Genomic DNA, 18,887 nt, shown 5'->3' with positions numbered 1-18,887 from the left:
ACCGCTGCCCGGCTGTGCGGCGTCGTCACCGTAGTTTGACGATGGTCGATTTCAACTCGGTGTATTTTTCCAATGCATGCAGCGAGTTGTCGCGACCGTTACCCGATTCCTTGAAACCGCCGAACGGGAAGTTCATATCGTCGGTTTCCTCGTAACAGTTGACCCACACCGTACCGGCGCGCAGACGGCGCGCCGTTTCATGTGCGGTCGTCAGGTCGGCGCTCCAGACCGATGCGGCGAGCCCGTACACGGTATCGTTGGCGAGAGCGACCGCCTCGTCCAGCGAGTCGAAGGTCACGACTGACAACACCGGACCGAAGATCTCCTCGTTCACGAGGGCGATATCGGCACGCGGACAGTCGAATACGGTCGGTTCGATATATTGACCGCCGCTGCCGTGCAACGCGCGGCGACCGCCAGTGAGCAGCGTGGCATCGTTGCGTCCGCGCTGGACGTAGCCCAGAACTCGATCGACTTGCGATGCATCGATCAGGCTGCCCATGCGTGTGTCCGGCGAAAGCGGATTGCCAGGCGCATAGCCGTGCGCGGCGGCGAGCACCCGTTCGACGAACTCGCCCTTGATCTCGCGATGGACCAGCAGGCGCGAACCTGCCGTGCACATCTGCCCGGTGTTGTAGAACACCGCATGCGCGACCGTGCGCGCGGCACGGTCGAGGTCGGGACAGTCGGGCAGTACGATCTGGGGCGATTTGCCGCCCAGTTCGAGCCATGCACGCTTGAGATTGGACTCAGCGGCGTACCGCGCGATTTTGCGGCCTACCGCCGTCGATCCGGTGAATGCGATGCAGTCGACATCCATATGGCTGGCGAGCGCCTGTCCGGTATCAGCGAAGCCCGGCACAACGTTGAGCGCGCCTGGCGGCAGCCCGGCCTCATTGGCCAATTGGGCAAGCCGGATTGCACTGAGCGGCGACTTCTCCGAGGGCTTGAGTACGACGCTATTGCCGACGGCGAGCGCCGGCGCACATTTCCATATCGCGATGAGTGCAGGAAAATTCCACGGTACGACGGCGGCAACGACGCCCACCGGCTCGCGTGTCACGAGACCGAGCAAGTTCGCACTGGTGGGCGCGACCTCTCCGCCGACCTTGTCGATGGCTTCCGCAAACCAGCCAATGCTATAAGCGGCCGACGGAATGTCCACACTCGTGGTATCGGCGATTGGCTTGCCGGTATCGAGCGTTTCGAGCAGGGCAATCTCATCCGAATGTTGGCGTACGAGTTCTGCCCAGCGCAGCAGCACGCGCTTGCGCGCGCGAGGTTCCATGCCTCGCCAAGCGCCGCTTTCGAAGCAGCGCCGCGCGGCGCTGACCGCCTGGTTCACGTCTTCCTCGCTGCATCGCGCGACCGCTGCGAGCGCGCGTCCGTCGATCGGGCTGGTGCTGGGAAATGTCGCGCCATCGTGCGCCTCTTTGAGTGCGCCGTTGATGAAAGCACGCCCTTCAATGCGGAGCTCGACGGCGCGGCGACTCCATGATTCGAGTGTCATATTCTGTTGTTTTAGCGGGTAAGGCGGCGATGGTTGATTGCAATGACGCGTCCTGCGTCGGCGGGACGCGGCTCTCTCCAATGTCAAGTCCGGAACACATCGAGCGGCGTCTGCGGTTGTAGTGAAAAGACGCTGCGCGTCCTGCTTGGCATCAGTCGTGCCGCCGGCGACCGCTCACGCGCCTTTAAATCGATAGTAGACCGAATTGAACGGTTTTTCAACGTCAACTCAAGCACCCTTCATGCAAACACTGAAGCACAGTTGCTCTGTGTTTGTATTGAAAAATCGTTCAGTAATGCAAGTGCTCAGCCTCCATTGCATGACGCGTGTATCACCAGGTGTGTTCGCGACTTGTTCGACAGGCGTGGAGGCATCTCGAATGCCTGCTGCCGTTCCATTCGGGCGGTTTGGGGCGTGACGCATAAGGTCGTCTGAACTGTTGGCCGCTTTATTTGCCGGCCTTAACCCCCGGGTTAAAGCGGGCAAACAGCATTGCATCAAACGTCGAGACGGATCAAGGCATCCACCGCCACTGCGTCGTGTTCGAGCACCAACAGCGGATTGACATCGAGTTCCATAAGCCTGTTGGAGTGTGCCTGCGCGAATCTGGCAATCGCCATGATATTGCGCACGACCGCATCGAGATCGGCATGGCGGCCACCGCGATAGCCGGTCAGGAGCGGGCCAAGTTTCAGTCCCAGCAGTGCCGCGCGCACGTCTGCCTCGCCAACGGGCAACAGCAGGGTTGCCGTATCGCGGATCAGTTCAACGAGCACACCGCCACTGCCAAGCACGAGCGCCAACCCGAAACCGTCCTCACGCTTGATGCCGACGATCAGTTCCAGAATCGGCTCGCCTGCCATTCGCTCGACCAGAATGCGCTCAACCTTCACCTCTGGCGCGTACTGCGCGACGCTTTGCGTCATGCGCTCGATTGCCTGCGCGACGGCTTGCGGCGAATCCAGTTTGAGTGCCACTGCGCCGGCGTCGGTCTTGTGCGGGAGCTGCTCGCTCACGACCTTCACGCACACCGGAAAACCCAACCGCCGGGCCGCTGCGGGTGCATCGGCGGGCGCCACCAGTTCGCTCGCGGGCACCGTCAATCCGTATTGCGTGAGCATGCGCTTGCTGTCCCATTCATCGTACAGGCGGCTCGATTCCGTGACCTGTCCTGCTTGCAGCACGGGCAGCGCTGAGAGGCTGTCCGCTTCCAGAATGCGTGAGCGCGTGGCGCCGTACCACATCGCCGCACCGATCGCCGTGATACCTTCGGAGAGCCCTTGCAAGGGCGCGACGCCGGCGGCCGCCATTTGCGCGCCATGTTCGGGTGGCGTCAGATCGGGAAATACCGAAATGATCGCGCCGGTGACACCATGCCGGCGAGCGGAATCGGCGAACGCGTGGGCGGCGATATCGCATGCAGGGCGCTCGCCGGTGCTTTCTTTGGGGTAGTCGAGAATCATGGCTGCCGCGCCCGGGCTATTGCTCAACAAGGCGTCGCAGCAGGCGCGCATTGCGTCCGGATTGCCCCACGGCGTTGTCGTCAAGTCGAGCGGGTTGACGATGTGCGCGTAAGCGGGCAGTACTTGTTGGAGCGTCGCCCGGCCTTGTGCGCTGACAGGCGAAAACTCGATGCCGTGTGTTTCCGCGAGATCTGCGACGAAACCCGCATCGCCGCCAGACGTCGCGAGCGCCGCGAGTTTGCGGTTTTTTGGCACGCCGCCTAGCGACACGAACTTCAACGTTTCGACGAGACTGACAGGATCCTTGACGCGGATGATGCCGAGCCGTTTGAAGAGCGCGTCGTACAACACGTCGGAGCCCGCGAGGGAGCTCGTGTGGCTAAGCGCGAGTTGCGCGCCGAGCTTCGATACGCCGCTCTTGAGCGCAACGATCGGCACACCTTTCGCCAGGGCGCGGGCGGCCGCAGTGCTAAACGCATGGACGTTCCCAAGCCCTTCCAGATGGACGCCGATCGCGCGGACCTTGGCGTTGTCGAGGAACGCGTCGATCAGCAGGGCCACGTCGATCATCGCCTGATTGCCGACACTCACGAGATACGCGAACGGCACCGTACGGCTAGTCATCGAGAGGTTGTACGCGAGATTGCCGCTTTGCGTGATCACCGCCACGCCCTCGTCGACGCGTGCGGCGCCGTGAGCGACGGGCCATAGCGCGCTGCCGTTCAGCCCGTTTAGCAGTCCATAGCAATTCGGACCGAGCAGGGGCATCTCGCCGGCGGCTTCGAGCAGGCTGGCTTGCAAGGCGGCGCCGTCCCCGCCCATCTCCGCAAACCCCGATGCATACGCGACTGCGCCACCGGCTCCGCGCGCGGCAAGATCGCGCACGACGCCGATCGTCTGCGCAGCCGGCACCGCGACGAATACCGCGTCAGGCGCGCAGGGGAGTTCGGCGATGCTCGCGTGACTGCGGACGCCGTCAATCTCGGCGTGGGTCGGATTGACGAGGTAGATATCGCCGGTAAAGCCGAAATCGCGGCAGCGCTGCACCGCGCCGGCGATGCTGCGGCCACCGATAAACGCAATGCTGGCGGGATTGAGAAGCCGGCGCAGATTTGCGGCCCGCAGAACAGCGCGGCTCGCGGCGGCGGGAGTATGTCCCATGAAGTGTCTCTTTAATGTTTGAGTGCGCGCATGCAGTGCGTGCCCTGCATTTTTTTTGGCAGCGCGGCATCGTGCACGATATGCGCACGATGGCCGCGCCGGCCGCAAGCAATACGGCTCTAGCTGTACCTTCTAAGGATTTCCTTCGAGAGGATATGCCGCTGGATTTCCGAGGTGCCTTCCCAGATGCGCTCGATACGCGCGTCGCGCCAGAAGCGTTCGATCGGCAGTTCGTCCATCAAGCCCATCCCACCGTAGATCTGGACCGCATGATCGGTGACGCGGCCGAGTGTTTCTGTCGCGAGGAGTTTGGCGAGCGCGGCATCGCCATCGGTCATGGTGCCCTTGTCGAGTTTGTCGGCGGTGAAGAGTGTCACGAGTTCGGCGGCGCGAATCTCGGTCGCCATGTCGGCGAGCTTGAACGACGTCCCCTGGAATTCGCCGATGCGCTTGCCGAACTGCTGCCGTGTGGCCGCCCATCCGGCGGCCATTTCGAACGCCCGCTGTGCACGGCCGATGTTGTTTGCCGCGACCATCACGCGACCAGCCGTTAGCCACTCGCTCGCCAGCTCGAAGCCGCGGTGTTCTTCGCCAAGTATTTGTTGCGCGCTGACGCGGCAATCCGAGAAGAAGATCGCCGACTGATGATAGCCGCGCAGACTCGTACAATGCGGGCCCCGATGCAGCGTCATGCCAGGCGTACCCTTGTCGATCAGAAAGCAGGTGACCTGTTTGCGTTCACGTCCACGGACTTCCTCTTCACCAGTGACCGCGAAAAGAATCACGTAGTCCGCAGTTTCAGCGTGACTGATGAAATGCTTGCTGCCGTTGATGACGTAGTCGCCGCCGTCGCGCACCGCGCGGGTGCGAATGCCCATCGCGTCGGAACCGGCGTCCGGTTCGGTCAACGCGAAGCAGTCCACCCGTTCGCCACGCACCGTAGGCTTCAGATAACGCTCGATCTGGTCATCTTTGCAGGCCATCAGGATCTTGCTGGGACGGCCGACGAACACATGTAGCGCCCAGCTCGTGCGACCCAGCTCGCGCTCGATGAGCGCCTGCGTCACAAAGTCGAGTCCCGCGCCGCCGACACTCTCGGGCATATTGAAGGCATAGAAGCCCAGGTCGATGGCTTGCTTGCGAATCGAGGCGGCCAGTTCCGGTGAAACTTCGTCCGCGCGATCCACAGCGAATTCGTGAGGCTGCAATTCCTTCTCGACGAAAGTGCGCAGTGAAGAGACCAGCATGTCCTGCTCATGGGTGAGCGAAAAATCCATGAATTATCTCCCTGCAAACTGCGGGGCGCGTCCTTCAACCGATGCGCGCAATGCTTCCTGACCATCCTCGCTATGTCCGCACGCGACACCGGCTGCCATCTCGCGCTCCAGTTGTTCGGCCAGCGTGGCGGATAAGGAGCAAGCCAGCAGTTCCTTTGTGTGACCGAAGGCGACACTCGGGCCGCTTGCGAGCCGGTCGGCGAAACGGTCGACATGTTCCTGAAACGCGTTGTCTTCGATCACCTCGGAGACAAGTCCGGCGGCGCAGGCGTCCTGCGCCGACCAGCGCTCGTTCAGAAAGATGAAGCGTTTCGCCACATCCGGCCTTGCAATACGGGGCAAAAACCAGGTCCCCCCCATGTCGGGGCCGTAACCCATTCCCGTATACCCGCATCGAAGCGAGGCCGATCTGCTGGCGATGCGGAAATCGCAGGCGAAACCGATGTCCGTGCCGGCGCCGACTGCCGAGCCGTTGATCGCCGCCACCGTGGGGCGCGGAAAGGCCGCTAGCACCTGCACCAGAGCATGTGCCTTATCGGTCCAGCCGTAGGTGGCCAGTTCGCCGCGGGCTTCGGCTGCGGCCCACTCGTCGACATCCGCCCCTGCACAGAAGGCCTTGCCGGTTCCGGTAATCACCAGGCACCGCACGGACGGATCGTTTGCATAACTGTCGATCAGTCCGTGCAAGGCGTCCAGATGAGGACGCGCCAGCGCGTTGCGCTTATATGGACGGTGGAGACGAATAGTTCTGACACCGTTATGTTGTTCAACATGAATGTCTTCGATTGTCACGATGATCACCTGTCTCCTTCGTTGTTGAGACGCTAGTTGCGGCCTTCGTTTCCGTATAATATACGTGCAATTAAATGAACGTTCAACCTGTAATGGAAATGGGACGGCTATCAACGCGGTTGTCGCAGCTCACCGGCATCGTGACTACTTCGTCGCCGATCCCGCAAAAGAGGGGCCGGCGGCCTTTGAACTTTGCTACTTCGGAGAGGATTTCGATATGAAGGTATTGATCGTTCACGCTCATCCCGAGCCACAGTCCTTTACCTCGTCGATGCAACGGCATGCAGTGAAAATACTGCAGGAACAGGGACACGAGGTGATCGTGTCGGACTTGTACGCGATGAAGTGGAACCCGGTGGCGAGTGCAGCCGACTTTGGCACGCGAAAGAACAGCGACTATTTGGTCTATGCGCTCGAACAGCGCGAAAGCGTCGCCGCGAACACGATTGCACGGGATATTCGCGTGGAACTCGAGAAGCTGCTCGCTTGTGATCTGATCATCTTCAGCTTTCCACTTTTCTGGTGCTCCGTGCCAGCGATCATGAAGGGTTGGCTGGACCGCGTGCTGGTGTCGGGCAAGGTCTACGGCGGGCGGCGTTTCTATGACCGCGGCGGCATGCGCGGCAAGCGCGCGATGCTGGCTTACACGTGCGGCGCCCGCGATTTCATGTTCGATGACGAAGGCGTGCACGGCGCAATGGACCTGATGATGCGACATATGCTGCGCGGCACGTTCGGCTATGCCGGCTTCGAGGTGCTGCCGTCGTTCGTGGCCTATCACGTGCCTTACGTCAAGCCGGCCGAGCGCGAGGCGATACTCTGCCGGTACGGCGACTATTTGAGGAAACTGGATCAGCTTGAACCACTGGCTTTCCCGTCGCTCGATGATTTCGATGCGGAGATGTACCCGCGCGTGCGAACGCAGCAGATGAGGGGGCAGGGCTGAAGCGAACAACGGCAATTGTGAGCACGAAATGGAAGTCTTGGGTGCGGGTATCAAACCGCGACGGGGTATCAAACCGGCTTCCCGACTGATGGATGAAATCGCATGAAAACAGTGGGCATGTATCTCGTCGAACTCCTCGCGGCCTATGGCGTGGACACCGTCTTCGGCATTCCAGGCGTACATACGATCGACCTGTACCGTGGACTTTCCGGAAGCTCCATACGCCATATCACGGCGCGCCATGAACAGGGGCTCGGTTTCATGGCGGACGGCTATGCGCGGGCAACCGGTCGTCCCGGCATATGCTTTGTGATCACCGGCCCAGGCGTAACCAATATCGTCACGGCGATGGCGCAGGCCTTCGCCGATTCGATTCCGATGCTGGTGATCTCCAGCGTCAATGCACTGGGGCAGCTTGGCTCCGGCAATGGCCACCTGCATGAATTGCCCGATCAACGTCAGCTGACCAACGGCGTAGCGGAGTTCAGTCATACGGTGACGCGCGCCCAGGAGTTGCCGCAGGTCGTGGCGCGCGCGTTCGCCGTGTTTTCGAGTGGACGGCCGCGCCCGGTGCATATTGAGTTGCCGCTCGACGTGATTACCGCTTCGGCGCGGGATTTGCCCGCTATTCCCGCAACACCGCCGCGCGTGAGCACGGGACCGGCCGCACCGCGCGCTATCGAGGCGGCGCTCGAACTCATCGGCAAGGCGCGTGCGCCGTTGATTCTGGCGGGCGGAGGCGCGTTGGCCGCGGCGGAAGAAGTGCGATGGTTTGCACAAGAGCTCGATGCGCCTGTCGTCATGACCATCAACGGACGTGGCATCCTGCCACCCGAACACGCGCTGGGCATCTCGTGGTCCGCGTCGAGCGAGGCAGTGCGGGCCTTGATGCGTGAGTCCGATCTGATTGTCGCGCTCGGCACAGAATTCGGACCGACTGACTATGATCTCTATGCGAACGGCAGTTTTGCGCCGCCGACGAATCTGTTGCGCATCGATATCGACGCCCAACAGCTCTTTCGCAACGCGGCGCCGACATTGCCCATGCTAGGCGATGTCGGGGAAACACTGGCCGCGCTACGTCAGGTGTGGTCCGCGCCTGAGCACCGTGGCAACGGGGCGGCGCGGGCGGCCGCGTGCCGTGCCGCCGGCGAGCGCGAGCTCGACGCTGTCACGCGGCGTGATCTCGACCTGCTGGCGTGTGTCAGGCAGGCTCTGCCGACCGCGAGCATCGTCGGCGATTCCACGCGCTTTGTGTACTCCGGTAATGTCGGCTATGCCGCGCCGCGCCCGCGGTCGTGGTTCAACGCGTCGGTGGGGTTCGGCTCGCTCGGTTACGGCCTGCCTGCTGCCATCGGCGCGAGTCTTGGCGACCCCACCCGCCCCGTGGTATGTCTCGCTGGCGACGGCGGTCTTCAGTTCACCTTGGGCGAACTCGGCACGGCAGTGCAACATGAGGCGCGCGTGATCGTACTGTTGTTCAACAACGGTGGGTACGGTGAAATAAAAAACGCGATGCTCAGTCGCGAGGTCGAACCCATCGGCGTCGATTTGCATACGCCCGATTTCGTCGCGATTGCGCAGGCATACGGATGGGCCGCCGAGCGACTCGACGAAGGCATGCCGCTGACTGAAGCATTGGCACGCGCGGCGCAGCAGACAGCGCCCTCGTTGATCGAAATCACGGCCGCTCGCGTCCGCCGAGCCGCTAGTTGCTGACATACCGGTAGGTCCGTGATGAGTGTCGGACTACCCCGGCCTTGAAAGTAGCATCCCCCTGAGGATGGCGGTTTTTTCTTTACCGGGCCGGTCAACCGGCTAGTACGCGCAAACTTGCGCGTTGGTCACGCACGCTTCCTGCTCGTCTTTGCCGGCGGCAGGAAGCTTTCCACGACCCGCAGGCAGCCGCGCAGCGCTTCTTCGGCCGTGAAGGAGGTGGGGTCACGTGCAAGTTCGAGCCAGAACCCGTCGATGACCGCTGTGAGCGTCAATGCCGCGAGCTCGCTGTCGACTGGCGCACTGCGCTCCGCGCCGATCTGGTCGAACAGTCGCTTCAGCGCTTGCTTGTAGCCGCTGTACAGTTCCTTGTGCGCTTTGCGGATCACCGGGTCGCTATGCGCGACACTCCAGAACCCGAGCCAGACCTTGACGTTCCTGGATGCAAATACAGGCGCAGCGAAACTCACCTTGATGATGGCATCGAGTTTCTCTTCGGGGCTTGTGGCATTCGCCGCTGCCTCCCTGGAAAGCGCAAGCAGATCCGCGGCGAGCCGTTTGTAAGTTTCCGCCATCAGTTCGTCTTTCGACTGGAAATGATGGTTGATCAGGCCGCGCGAGACTTTTGCCTCGGCGCAGATGCGGTCGATGGTGGTTTCGGAATAACTGTAGCGGGCAATGCAGCGCATCGTCGCGTCGATGATCGATTGCTGACGCACAGCAGGCATTTCTCGGACACCGCGTCCGCGAGTCGCGACGGCTTCCTTGCCGATGACCTTTTTCACTCCATGGCCTTTCAGAGTCGTTATGCGGCCGATTATATGCGAGTCCAGAACGATTGTTAAATCGAGCCGTTTCGAGGTTTGCTTCGGTACTTCGCTTCGACAGGCGCCGTTGCGTTTCGGCCTCTGTATTCAAGCGTATTGCGTGATTGTTCGATGCCCGTTCACAAGCGCAGGGAAGACTGGAAAATCCTGGCGCGAAACGTGAAAGTTGTTGAACCATTGTTCAGCAGCCCATATAATCGTACGCACATGCAGGTTGGTCGTCCATTCAACAAGAGATCGCGGCACCGGTTACGAGAAATGCTAGCGAAGGATCAAGGAGACAGCATGTTAGCCCTAGTCAATGGCAGCAGGGTAGAGGCGGCGGAGCGAGTGCGTATCGAGAATCTCCATAAGAGTTTCGGCGATCTGGAGGTTCTCAATGGCGTCTCCCTCACAGCGCACGAAGGCGAAGTGATTTCTCTGATTGGCGCAAGCGGTTCCGGTAAGAGTACCTTGCTTCGGTGCATCAACCTGCTGGAAATACCTTCGCAAGGCACGATCGTCGTGGACGGCGAACAGATCCAGTTGGGTATCGATCGAAAAGGTCGGCCCATCGCGCGCGATCCGCGGCAAGTCGAGCGAATCCGCACCCGGCTCGGCATGGTCTTTCAAAGCTTCAATCTCTGGGCACATCGTACCGTGCTAGAAAACGTCATCGAGATGCCGATTCATGTGCTCGGCGAAGCGCGCCCCGAAGCGGTCGCGCGCGCCGAACATCTGCTCGAACGTGTGGGCCTTGCCGATAAACGCGATATCTACCCGGCGTTCCTTTCCGGTGGACAGCAGCAACGGGTCGCGATTGCACGAGCCCTCGCGATGCGGCCACAAGTCATGCTGTTCGACGAGCCGACCTCCGCCCTTGACCCCGAACGTGTCGGCGAGGTGCTGAAAGTGATTCGCGATCTGGCTTGCGAAGGCCGCACCATGATTCTTGTGACGCACGAAATGGACTTCGCACGCGACGTGTCGAGCAAGATCATGTTCCTGCATCAAGGCCGCGTGGAAGAGAGTGGCGCGCCTGCGGAGGTTTTCGACGCACCGCTGAGCGAGCGATGCCGTCAGTTCGTCAAGGCGCACAAGCAACGCTAGTGCGTACCGCATCGAAGCTGGTGAGTTTGAGTCCGCTAGTGAATCGTTCGTTTGCGATGGCCGACTGTTCCAGATAGAGAAGAAGATCGATCATGAAAAAAATATTGCGCAATCTCGTTTTCACGGCAAGTGCCGCCCTCGCGTTGCTCACTTTCACGGCGCCTCTCAGCGCCGCGCAGGACAAGTTGCGTTTCGGCGTGGCCGCGGAACCCTATCCACCGTTTCTGATGAAGTCGCCGACACGCCAATGGAGCGGCTTTGAAGCCGATCTGATCCGTGCGCTGTGCGTCCAGATGAAAGCCGCGTGTGAGATCAAGGAGGTGGCGTGGGACGGCATCATCCCCGCGCTGCAAAGCGACAAGATCGACGTGATATTCAATTCGATGTCGATCACGCCGGAGCGTGAGAAGGTCATCGCGTTCTCGCGTCCGTACTATGAAACGCCCGGTGCCTTTGTGGCGCCGAAAAACGTGAGGATGACCCTCACGCCGGAAGGCCTGAAGGGCAAGATCATCGGCGTGCAGGGTTCCACCGCGAACGCCGAGTTCATCAAGAACACTTATGGCAAGACAGCGACTGTGCGCCTGTACAACTCCCAGGATGATTGCAATGCGGACCTCGTGGCCGGCCGCATCGACGCGATGTACCTCGATCAGTTGGGCGTCATCGCTTTCCTCAAGACGAAGGACGGCGCCGCGCTCGAACTGAAAGGTCCGGGCAGCGTCAAGATGGATCCGGCCGTGTACGGCTCCGGGATGGGTGCGGGTTTGCGCAAGAGCGACACCGCGCTCAAACAGCGTATAGACCAGGCGCTGACGGAATTGCACGATTCGGGCAAGTACGCAGAGATCTCGAAAAAGTACTTCCCGATCGATCTCTGGCCACACTGATATCCGACGCCGCCACAGACGGGAGACCGCATGAACTCATGGGCTTGGGTAGCGTACCTCGGGATGGACCCGGATGGTTGGGGCGTAGCGCTGCTGCAGGGCGCCATAGTGACGCTCGAAATCTCGATTGGCGCGTTCGTCGTGGGCCTTGTGCTTGGGCTGGCGGGGGCATTCGCGAAGCTCTCAGGTGTGCGCATGCTCGAGCGGATCGCGCAGGGGTACACCACAGTCTGCCGTGCGGTCCCCGAACTGCTGCTCATCCTGCTGCTTTACTACGCCGGCACCGACGCCGTCAATCTGCTCATGACGTCGGTGGGTATCGGGCCCGTGAATGTGAATGGCTTCGCGGCGGCGGTCATCGTGCTGGGCATAGTGCAGGGCGCGTACGCGGCGGAAATCATCCGTGGGGCGATCGTTGCCATTCCCTACGGTCAAATCGAAGCGGGCAAGGTGTTTGGCGCACGGCCGGCGCTGGTGTTCCGGCGGGTCATCCTGCCGGCGATGGCGCCTTACGCGCTCGCGGGATTCGCCAACCTGTGGCTGATTCTCGTCAAGGACAGCGCGCTCATCAGTGTGGTGGGCTACAACGAATTGCTCAACACCGCCAAGCAGGCGGCGGGCTCGACGCGCGAATATCTCCACTACTACCTGATGGTCGGGGCCGTTTATTTCGTCATCACGTCACTGTCCGGTCTGCTCTTTCGTGAGATCGAGCGGCGCTTCGGCCGCTGGATGCCGAATTTCTGATTGCCGTTTATCGATCTAAGCGGGTGCCTGCCATGGATCTGAGTGTGTTGTCGTCGTATGCGTCGTTGCTCCTGCTGGGTGTAGTCACGACGCTCAAGCTGCTGGTGATTTCTGGCGGGTTTGGTTTCGCGCTTGCCGTTGCGGTGGCATTCGCGCGGATTTCGCACAACGCGCCGCTTGCAATTCTGAGCAAAGGCTTTACCGAGGTGGTTCGCGGTACGCCGCTGCTCGTGCAGATCTATATCATTTACTACGGCCTCGGCTCGCTCTTTACCGGTTGGCCGTCGTTACGTGAGAGCTTCTTGTGGCCGTTTTTGCGCGATGGCTTCTGGTATGTCGCGCTCGCGCTGGTGATCAGCGTGGGCGCGTATGTTGGCGAAGTGATCCGCGCCGGACTGCGCGGTGTGCCGAAAGGCGAAATAGAAGCCGCGCGCGCCATGGGGATGCGTCCTCGTCTCGTGATACGCCGGGTCTGGTTGCCGCGCGCAATCCAGGCCCTGTTGCCGACCCTCGCGGGTGAAACGGTCATGCTGCTGAAATCGACCGCGCTGGCGTCTACGGTCGCGGTTATGGACGTACTCGGCGCCGCTAACTATATTCGCGCGCAAACCCTGCGCACGTATGAGCCCTTGCTCGCGATCGCGATCATTTATGTCGCTCTCGCCTTCGCCATTGAAAAGGCGTTTGGTTATGTGGAACATCGCGTGCCTGTCCGTTCGTCACGTTGAACCTGAACCGCGGCGATGGAACTTGCGCGAACTAGCGGTCTCGTGTCTGCCACTACAAGGAGTGCCGGATGAAGTATTCGGATCTGGTGGAACGCCTGCAAGGTAAGCGAACCTCGGCCTGGGAGATTCATTACGCGGCACAGAAGGCGCTTGCTCAAGCCGAGGACGTCATTTTACTGAGCGTAGGGGATCCCGATTTTGCTACCCCGGATGTCATCGTCGAGCGCGCGGTCACCGCATTGCGCAGCGGCGATACCCATTACAGCGAGGTGGCGGGCCGCCCCGCGTTGCGCACGGCGATTGCGCGGGAACATATGCGTGCGACCGGCCAGGCGGTTGCCGCAGAGAATGTGATTGTGATGGCGGGTACGCAAAATGGGCTGTTCGCCGCATCGCTCTGCCTGTGCCAGGCGGGCGATGAGGTGATCGTGCCGGAGCCGATGTATCTGACCTACGAGGCAAGCGTGCGCGCATCGGGCGCCACCCTCGTGCCTGTGCCGGTCGATCCGGCGCGCGGCTTCCATGTCGATTGCGATGCCCTCGAAGCGGCCATCACGCCGCGCACGAAGGCGATTTTCTTTGCCACACCCTGCAATCCGACCGGCGTCGTGATGCCGCGGGCCGATCTGGAACGGATTGCACAGTTGGCCTGCCAGCACGATCTGTGGGTGCTTGCCGACGAGGTCTACGCCGACCTGACCTTCGAGCGCGATCATGTGAGTATTGCATCCCTCGCCGGCATGGCCGGGCGCACGGTGACGATAAGCAGTCTGTCGAAGTCGCACGCGATGCCCGGCTGGCGGATAGGCTGGGTAATTGGGCCGGCGCCGCTCGTCGAACATCTTGAACGCCTGGCGCTGTGCATGCTCTATGGCTTACCGGGTTTTATCCAGCAGGCGGCGCTCACGGCGCTGGAGCACAAAGCGCAGATCGTCGCCGATATGCGCGAGCTCTACCGGCGTCGGCGCGATGTGGTCTACCACCGTTTGCGTCAAGTGCCGGGCTTGCGTTGCCTGTTGCCAGAAGCGGGCATGTTCATGATGGTGGACGTGACGGGCACGGGCCTCAACGCGTTCGATTTCACATGGCAGCTATTTCGCGCGCAAGGCGTGGCGTTGCTCGATGCCAGTGCGTTTGGCGATACGGCGAACGGTTTCGTGCGTTTCGGGTTCGTCGTCGATGAAGCGCGGTTGGGGGAGGCGTGTGAGCGCATCGCCACATTTGTCCAGGGTTTGGGTATCCGCACATCAGCGGGCGCATCAACCCGCTGCATCAGCGAATGAACCGGCGCGGCGCGCTGAATCAGGAGCCTGTTCATGCTCGAAGCCATGATGATCCACTTCGACTACTCTCCAAGGAACCAGGCGCGGATTCGCGTGCGGGCAGCGCGGCTGGACGGCAACGAACATTGAGCGCTGCAGTTTCCACTGACCGATTACATACTTCGTAGCCCTACATTTCGCTGGCCAATAGTCCGGCTCTCACGAAAGGACTCGCTTTTTCGTACCAAGCTATTGGTCAGAGCAGAACTTTGCCTAAGTGGTACAGCAATGATGTACGTGGAAAACGTACTACGTTACAGCCCAGACAACGCATGTTGCGTTGCGAGGTTAGTCTGGCGAAGCGCAAACAGCGCGCCGATGACGAGTTCCGTGGTTGCATAGATGCAACAGTCGGCGAGTGCAATAGCCGGGGATGAAAGTTGCGCTCGGCGGACGATGCGGACATGACGCTGTCTAACCGCAATAGCACGGCCGACAACCACCTCATTTGGCGCGATCCTGGCGAACCCATCGACTGCCTCGACGCAGTCGTCAGGCGCGTGGCTGGCATCCCTCGTCTGCGTCGGCTCGCGTCGCCACTTCGAGCAAAGCTCATAATAAGTGGTCATAGCGTCTTATCCTTGACAGGCCATCTGTCACTCATCAGACTTTGTTCGGGCAGCCTTGTGTTCATCTGGTCGCTGGGAGAAAGATCCATGAGAACCATACGGAAAGGTCTACGTCGCACCGCGATTGGAATGCTCGCGGCGATCGCATTGTCAACCCAGGCCTTGGCGGCCGGTCCGAAGGTGGTCAATGGACCGGGCGCCGATCCAGGCTGTTTCAAGCCGCAATCGGCAAGCACGAAATTCTTCCAGTGGCCGGCCCGGCACGGGCCCTATCGCATTGCCCTGGTAAACGGATTCATCGCCAACGACTGGCGCGTCCAGATGATCCGGGTCGCCAAGGCTTATGTGGCTCAGCCTGCGGTGAAGAAGGACATCAAGGAATTCAAGGTCGTCTCCGTCGGCCAGGACATCTCCGCGCAGATCGCCGCCGCCAACAATTTCATCGACCAGGGCTTCGACGCAATCATCGTCGACGCCAATAGCGCCGCCGCTTTCAAGGGTGTGGTGCAAAAGGCCAATGCGAAAGGCGTGGTGGTGGTGTCCTTCGACAACGTGATCGACAGTCCGGATCAGATTTCGGTCAACGTCAACCAGCAGGGCCTTGGCGAGATGGCCGCCACGTTCCTGCTGAAGCAAGCCAGGAAGACGGGTGACCTGACGTTCCTGCACGTTCGGGGTCCGTCCGGTCAGCCGGTGGACCTCGCTCGCGACAAGGGTTTCCACGAAGTGCTCGACAAGTCGGGCCGTAAGGTGAAGGTGGTCGACGTGATCGGCAACTGGGCGCCAGGCGATGCGCAAAAAGCGACCGCCGACGCGATCGCCGCGGGCGGCGTGTTCGATGGCATCTACGTCCAGGGTGGATCGCAGGGCACGGTTCAGGCGATGCTCGACTCCGGCAAGTTCAAGGCGCCGATCTCGGGCGAGACGGAGAACGCCTATCGCATGCTCTGCGACAAGGACGACCTGACCTGCCAGTCCGGTGGCACGGGCCCGGCGCAGAGCGCGGTGGCGATCAAGATCGCAATCGCCGCGCTGCAGGGCGAGGTGGTTCCGCAAAGCATCGCCCTGCCCACGTCGGTCGACTATTCGCCATTCAAGCCCGGCGAGAGCGTCTTCCCGAAACTGCCGGGCAGCTTCTTCGCCGGCAACAATTTCCCAAGCTGCCATATCGGTTTCTCGGCCGAAGAAATTGCGACCCAGTCCGGCACCAACGACTGAACCAGGCGCGCGGCGGGGACAGCCCTGGCCGCGCGGCGCGAACAGAGAGGCGGCAGGATGATCGAGGAGACGCCGGGCCCACTACTGCGGGTGGAAGGTGTTTCGAAGCAGTACGGCGGCGTTCGGGCGCTGGAGGGCGTGCAATTCTCGTGTCGTGCCGGCTCGATCCACGCGCTACTGGGGGAGAACGGGGCGGGCAAGTCCACATTCATCAAGATCCTCTGCGGCGTGGTGCAGCCTGATAGCGGGCGTATCTTTCTCGGCGGCGCGCCGGTCGCCTTCGCTACGCCCGGGGCGGCGGCGGAGGCGGGGATATCGTGCATCTTTCAGGAGCTTTCGCTGCTGCCCGATCTGACCGTGGCCGACAATATCTGCATCACCCATCCGCCACGCCGGTTCGGACTCATCGACCGGGCGGCGCAACGGCGGCGCGCGCAGGAGGTGTTGACGCGAATCGGCGGTGAAGACATCCATCCTGCCGCGCCGGTGGGCGAGTTGCCGCTGTCGCGCCAGCAGATGGTGGAAATCGCCAAGGCCCTCGCGCGGCGGCCGAAAGTGCTGATCCTCGACGAGGCGACCTCGGCGTTGACCGCGGCCGACGTGGCCAAGGTCTTCACGCTCCTCAGGCAACTGCGGGCCCAGGGGATGGCGATCATCTACATCTCGCACCGAATGCACGAGATCGCCGCACTCGCCGACGATTGCACGGTTTTCCGCAACGGCCGCTACATCGAGACTTTTGTCGCCGGCACTCGATCAGATGATGCGATCGTCGAAATGATGATCGGCCGGGAATATTCCAGCGTCTTTCCGCCACTCGGTAAGACCCGGCGTGAGGGCAAACCCGGGCTCGCGGTGCGCAATCTCTCCTGGGCCGGCGAGTTGAAGAACGTCACTCTCGACGTGTATCCGGGCGAGGTCGTCGGTCTGGGCGGGCTCGACGGGCAAGGACAGCGACAGCTTCTGCTGGCCCTGTTCGGAGCGTTGATCGGCGTGGGAGGCGAGATCGAGGTGGCCGGCAAGCCGGTGAAGATCTCGAGCCCCCGTCAGGCAAAGTCGCCGGAGCTGGGCCTCGCGCTGATCCCGGAGGATCGCAGGAACGAAGGGCTGATGCTGCCGATGACCGTGCGTGAGAATCTGTCCTTCGCCGCCCTCGATGCGGTAAGCAGCCTGGGCCGCATCGACCGCAAGGCCGAGGCCGTGCTGATCGACGCAGTCGTGCGCCAGCTTGCGATCAAGTCGGACGGACTGGATGGTCCCGTGGCCGGGTTGTCGGGCGGCAATCAACAGAAGGTGGTGATAGGCAAATGGCTGATGACCAAGCCGCGCATCGTGCTTTTGAACGACCCGACAAGGGGGATCGATGTCGGCACGAAACAGGAAATCTACCAGCTGTTGCGACAGCTGGCGCAGCAGGGGACGGCGGTGCTGTTTTATTCCACCGACTACGACGAGCTCATCGGGTGCTGCGACCGGGTGGCCGTCTTCTACGACGGCACCATCGTCCGAATGCTGCAGGGCGCCGAGTTGACCGAGCACAACCTGATCGGTGCCGCGCTGAACCTGACATCCGCGGCGCAGCGGCCTGCCCGGAATGTCGCGAGGTAGCCGAGTGAACGCCGAACGAGGGCTGACCATGATGGGCAGACGGCACATGAGCAACTGGCGCTACTGGTTTGCGGCGCAGCGCGGGGCGTTAGTCTCGGCGGCGATCTTCGTGGCCATGTTCGGCGTCTACGGGGCTGCCCAGCCGATCGGCCTCACCTCCGATGTCGTCAACACGGCGGCCAACAAGGGCGCGCTGTTGGCGCTCGTCGCCATGGCGCAGACGTTGCCTGTGTTGACCGGGGGACTCGATCTTTCCGTCGGCATGATATTCATGCTGGCCAATTGCCTCGCGTCGTCGATCGTCACCGGCGATCCGGCGAGCACTGCGCTCGGCATTGTCGCCGTGCTCGTCGTGGGCCTCATCTGCGGCCTCGTGAACGGGTTGATCGTGGTCTACGGCAGGCTGCAGCCGCTGATCGCCACGCTTGCGACGAGCGCGATCTATTTCGGCATCGCGCTCGCCCTGCGGCCACAGCCGGGCGGCGACATCAACGGCGATTTCGCCGCTCTGATGACACGCTCGACCTACGCCGTGCCTTCGTCCGTCCTGCTGATCCTCGCCGCTGTCGTCTTCGTCTGGCTGCCGTACCGGGACTCCACCCTGGGGCGGGCCGCCTATGCCGTGGGCTCGGCGGAACAGGCAGCGTACATGTCCGGCGTACCCATTGCGCGGGCGAAGCTGTTGGCCTATACGCTGGCCGGGCTGTTCGCCGCACTCGGCGGGCTCCTGCTGACCTGCATCACCTTTTCCGGCGAAGCGCGGGCCGCGCTTGGCGCGGACTACACGCTGAACTCCATCGCCGCGCTGGTGATCGGCGGCACCTCGCTGTTCGGGGGATCGGGCGGCGTGGTCGGCTCGGTCTTCGGGGCCTTCGTGATGCGCACCGTGGGCGATCTGCTGATCGTATTCAATATCAATCCGGTGCTGCAGCCGCTGTTCGTCGGGGTCGTCCTGCTGTTCGCGGTCAGTCTCGGCTCGCTGCGGCTGCTGCGCGTGCGCAACAAGCTCGATCTCTATCGCTAG

General features: G+C 61.8%; 15 protein-coding genes. 10 read left to right on the top strand and 5 right to left on the bottom strand.

All coding sequences use genetic code 11. The features are described 5' to 3' along the window. Window positions 1-25 precede the first annotated feature (25 nt). From ABQJ48_RS02475 to ABQJ48_RS02460, 4 genes are all read right to left on the bottom strand, one after another. The gene (locus tag ABQJ48_RS02475) at window positions 26-1,510 is read right to left on the bottom strand and encodes an aldehyde dehydrogenase (RefSeq protein WP_367835718.1); all 1,485 of its coding nucleotides are present in this window, start codon (window positions 1,508-1,510) and stop codon (window positions 26-28) included. A 497-nt stretch (window positions 1,511-2,007) separates the two neighbouring features. Further along, window positions 2,008-4,134 carry an acetate--CoA ligase family protein gene (locus tag ABQJ48_RS02470; RefSeq protein ID WP_367835716.1) on the bottom strand — a complete coding sequence of 709 codons (2,127 nt, stop codon included), beginning with the start codon at window positions 4,132-4,134 and terminating at the stop codon, window positions 2,008-2,010. 119 nt (window positions 4,135-4,253) lie between these two features. After that, on the bottom strand, window positions 4,254-5,411 hold the full coding sequence (locus tag ABQJ48_RS02465) for an acyl-CoA dehydrogenase family protein (RefSeq protein ID WP_367835714.1): 1,158 nt from the start codon (window positions 5,409-5,411) through the stop codon (window positions 4,254-4,256). Between the two features lie 3 nt (window positions 5,412-5,414). After that, window positions 5,415-6,317, bottom strand: a complete 903-nt coding sequence (locus tag ABQJ48_RS02460) for an enoyl-CoA hydratase/isomerase family protein (RefSeq protein ID WP_367835713.1) — start codon at window positions 6,315-6,317, stop codon at window positions 5,415-5,417. Between the two features lie 103 nt (window positions 6,318-6,420). Between ABQJ48_RS02460 and ABQJ48_RS02455 the strand changes: the two genes are divergently transcribed. Then, window positions 6,421-7,149 carry an NAD(P)H-dependent oxidoreductase gene (locus ABQJ48_RS02455; RefSeq protein WP_367835711.1) on the top strand — a complete coding sequence of 243 codons (729 nt, stop codon included), beginning with the start codon at window positions 6,421-6,423 and terminating at the stop codon, window positions 7,147-7,149. Window positions 7,150-7,251: 102 nt separating this feature from the next. Beyond that, window positions 7,252-8,868 carry a 5-guanidino-2-oxopentanoate decarboxylase gene (locus tag ABQJ48_RS02450; RefSeq protein ID WP_367835709.1) on the top strand — a complete coding sequence of 539 codons (1,617 nt, stop codon included), beginning with the start codon at window positions 7,252-7,254 and terminating at the stop codon, window positions 8,866-8,868. 125 nt (window positions 8,869-8,993) lie between these two features. Here the strand turns inward: ABQJ48_RS02450 and betI are convergent, their stop codons facing one another. Next, window positions 8,994-9,650, bottom strand: coding sequence for a transcriptional regulator BetI (betI, locus tag ABQJ48_RS02445; protein ID WP_367835707.1), 657 nt, complete (start codon window positions 9,648-9,650; stop codon window positions 8,994-8,996). Between the two features lie 327 nt (window positions 9,651-9,977). Between betI and ABQJ48_RS02440 the strand changes: the two genes are divergently transcribed. From ABQJ48_RS02440 to ABQJ48_RS02405, 8 genes are all read left to right on the top strand, one after another. Then, a complete protein-coding gene (locus ABQJ48_RS02440) occupies window positions 9,978-10,781 on the top strand; it encodes an ABC transporter ATP-binding protein (protein WP_367835982.1) in 804 nt (267 codons plus the stop codon). A gap of 92 nt (window positions 10,782-10,873) precedes the next feature. After that, complete coding sequence (locus tag ABQJ48_RS02435) at window positions 10,874-11,671, top strand: transporter substrate-binding domain-containing protein (protein ID WP_367835706.1); 798 nt, start codon at window positions 10,874-10,876, stop codon at window positions 11,669-11,671. Between the two features lie 30 nt (window positions 11,672-11,701). Continuing rightward, window positions 11,702-12,418, top strand: a complete 717-nt coding sequence (locus ABQJ48_RS02430) for an ABC transporter permease (RefSeq protein WP_367835705.1) — start codon at window positions 11,702-11,704, stop codon at window positions 12,416-12,418. A 32-nt stretch (window positions 12,419-12,450) separates the two neighbouring features. Then, on the top strand, window positions 12,451-13,146 hold the full coding sequence (locus ABQJ48_RS02425; RefSeq protein ID WP_367835704.1) for an ABC transporter permease: 696 nt from the start codon (window positions 12,451-12,453) through the stop codon (window positions 13,144-13,146). 68 nt (window positions 13,147-13,214) lie between these two features. Beyond that, entirely contained in the window at window positions 13,215-14,429 is a 1,215-nt protein-coding gene (locus tag ABQJ48_RS02420) for a pyridoxal phosphate-dependent aminotransferase (protein ID WP_367835703.1), read from the top strand. Window positions 14,430-14,848: 419 nt separating this feature from the next. Then, entirely contained in the window at window positions 14,849-16,255 is a 1,407-nt protein-coding gene (locus ABQJ48_RS02415) for a substrate-binding domain-containing protein (RefSeq protein ID WP_367835701.1), read from the top strand. Window positions 16,256-16,312: 57 nt separating this feature from the next. Next, on the top strand, window positions 16,313-17,863 hold the full coding sequence (locus tag ABQJ48_RS02410; protein ID WP_367835700.1) for a sugar ABC transporter ATP-binding protein: 1,551 nt from the start codon (window positions 16,313-16,315) through the stop codon (window positions 17,861-17,863). 4 nt (window positions 17,864-17,867) lie between these two features. Then, the gene (locus ABQJ48_RS02405) at window positions 17,868-18,887 is read left to right on the top strand and encodes an ABC transporter permease (protein ID WP_367835699.1); all 1,020 of its coding nucleotides are present in this window, start codon (window positions 17,868-17,870) and stop codon (window positions 18,885-18,887) included.

The organism is Paraburkholderia suaedae, assembly GCF_040812055.1.
Lineage (GTDB): Bacteria > Pseudomonadota > Gammaproteobacteria > Burkholderiales > Burkholderiaceae > Paraburkholderia.
The sequence above is the reverse complement of the archived record's forward strand: the minus strand, read 5'-3'. Positions and strand labels throughout refer to the sequence as shown.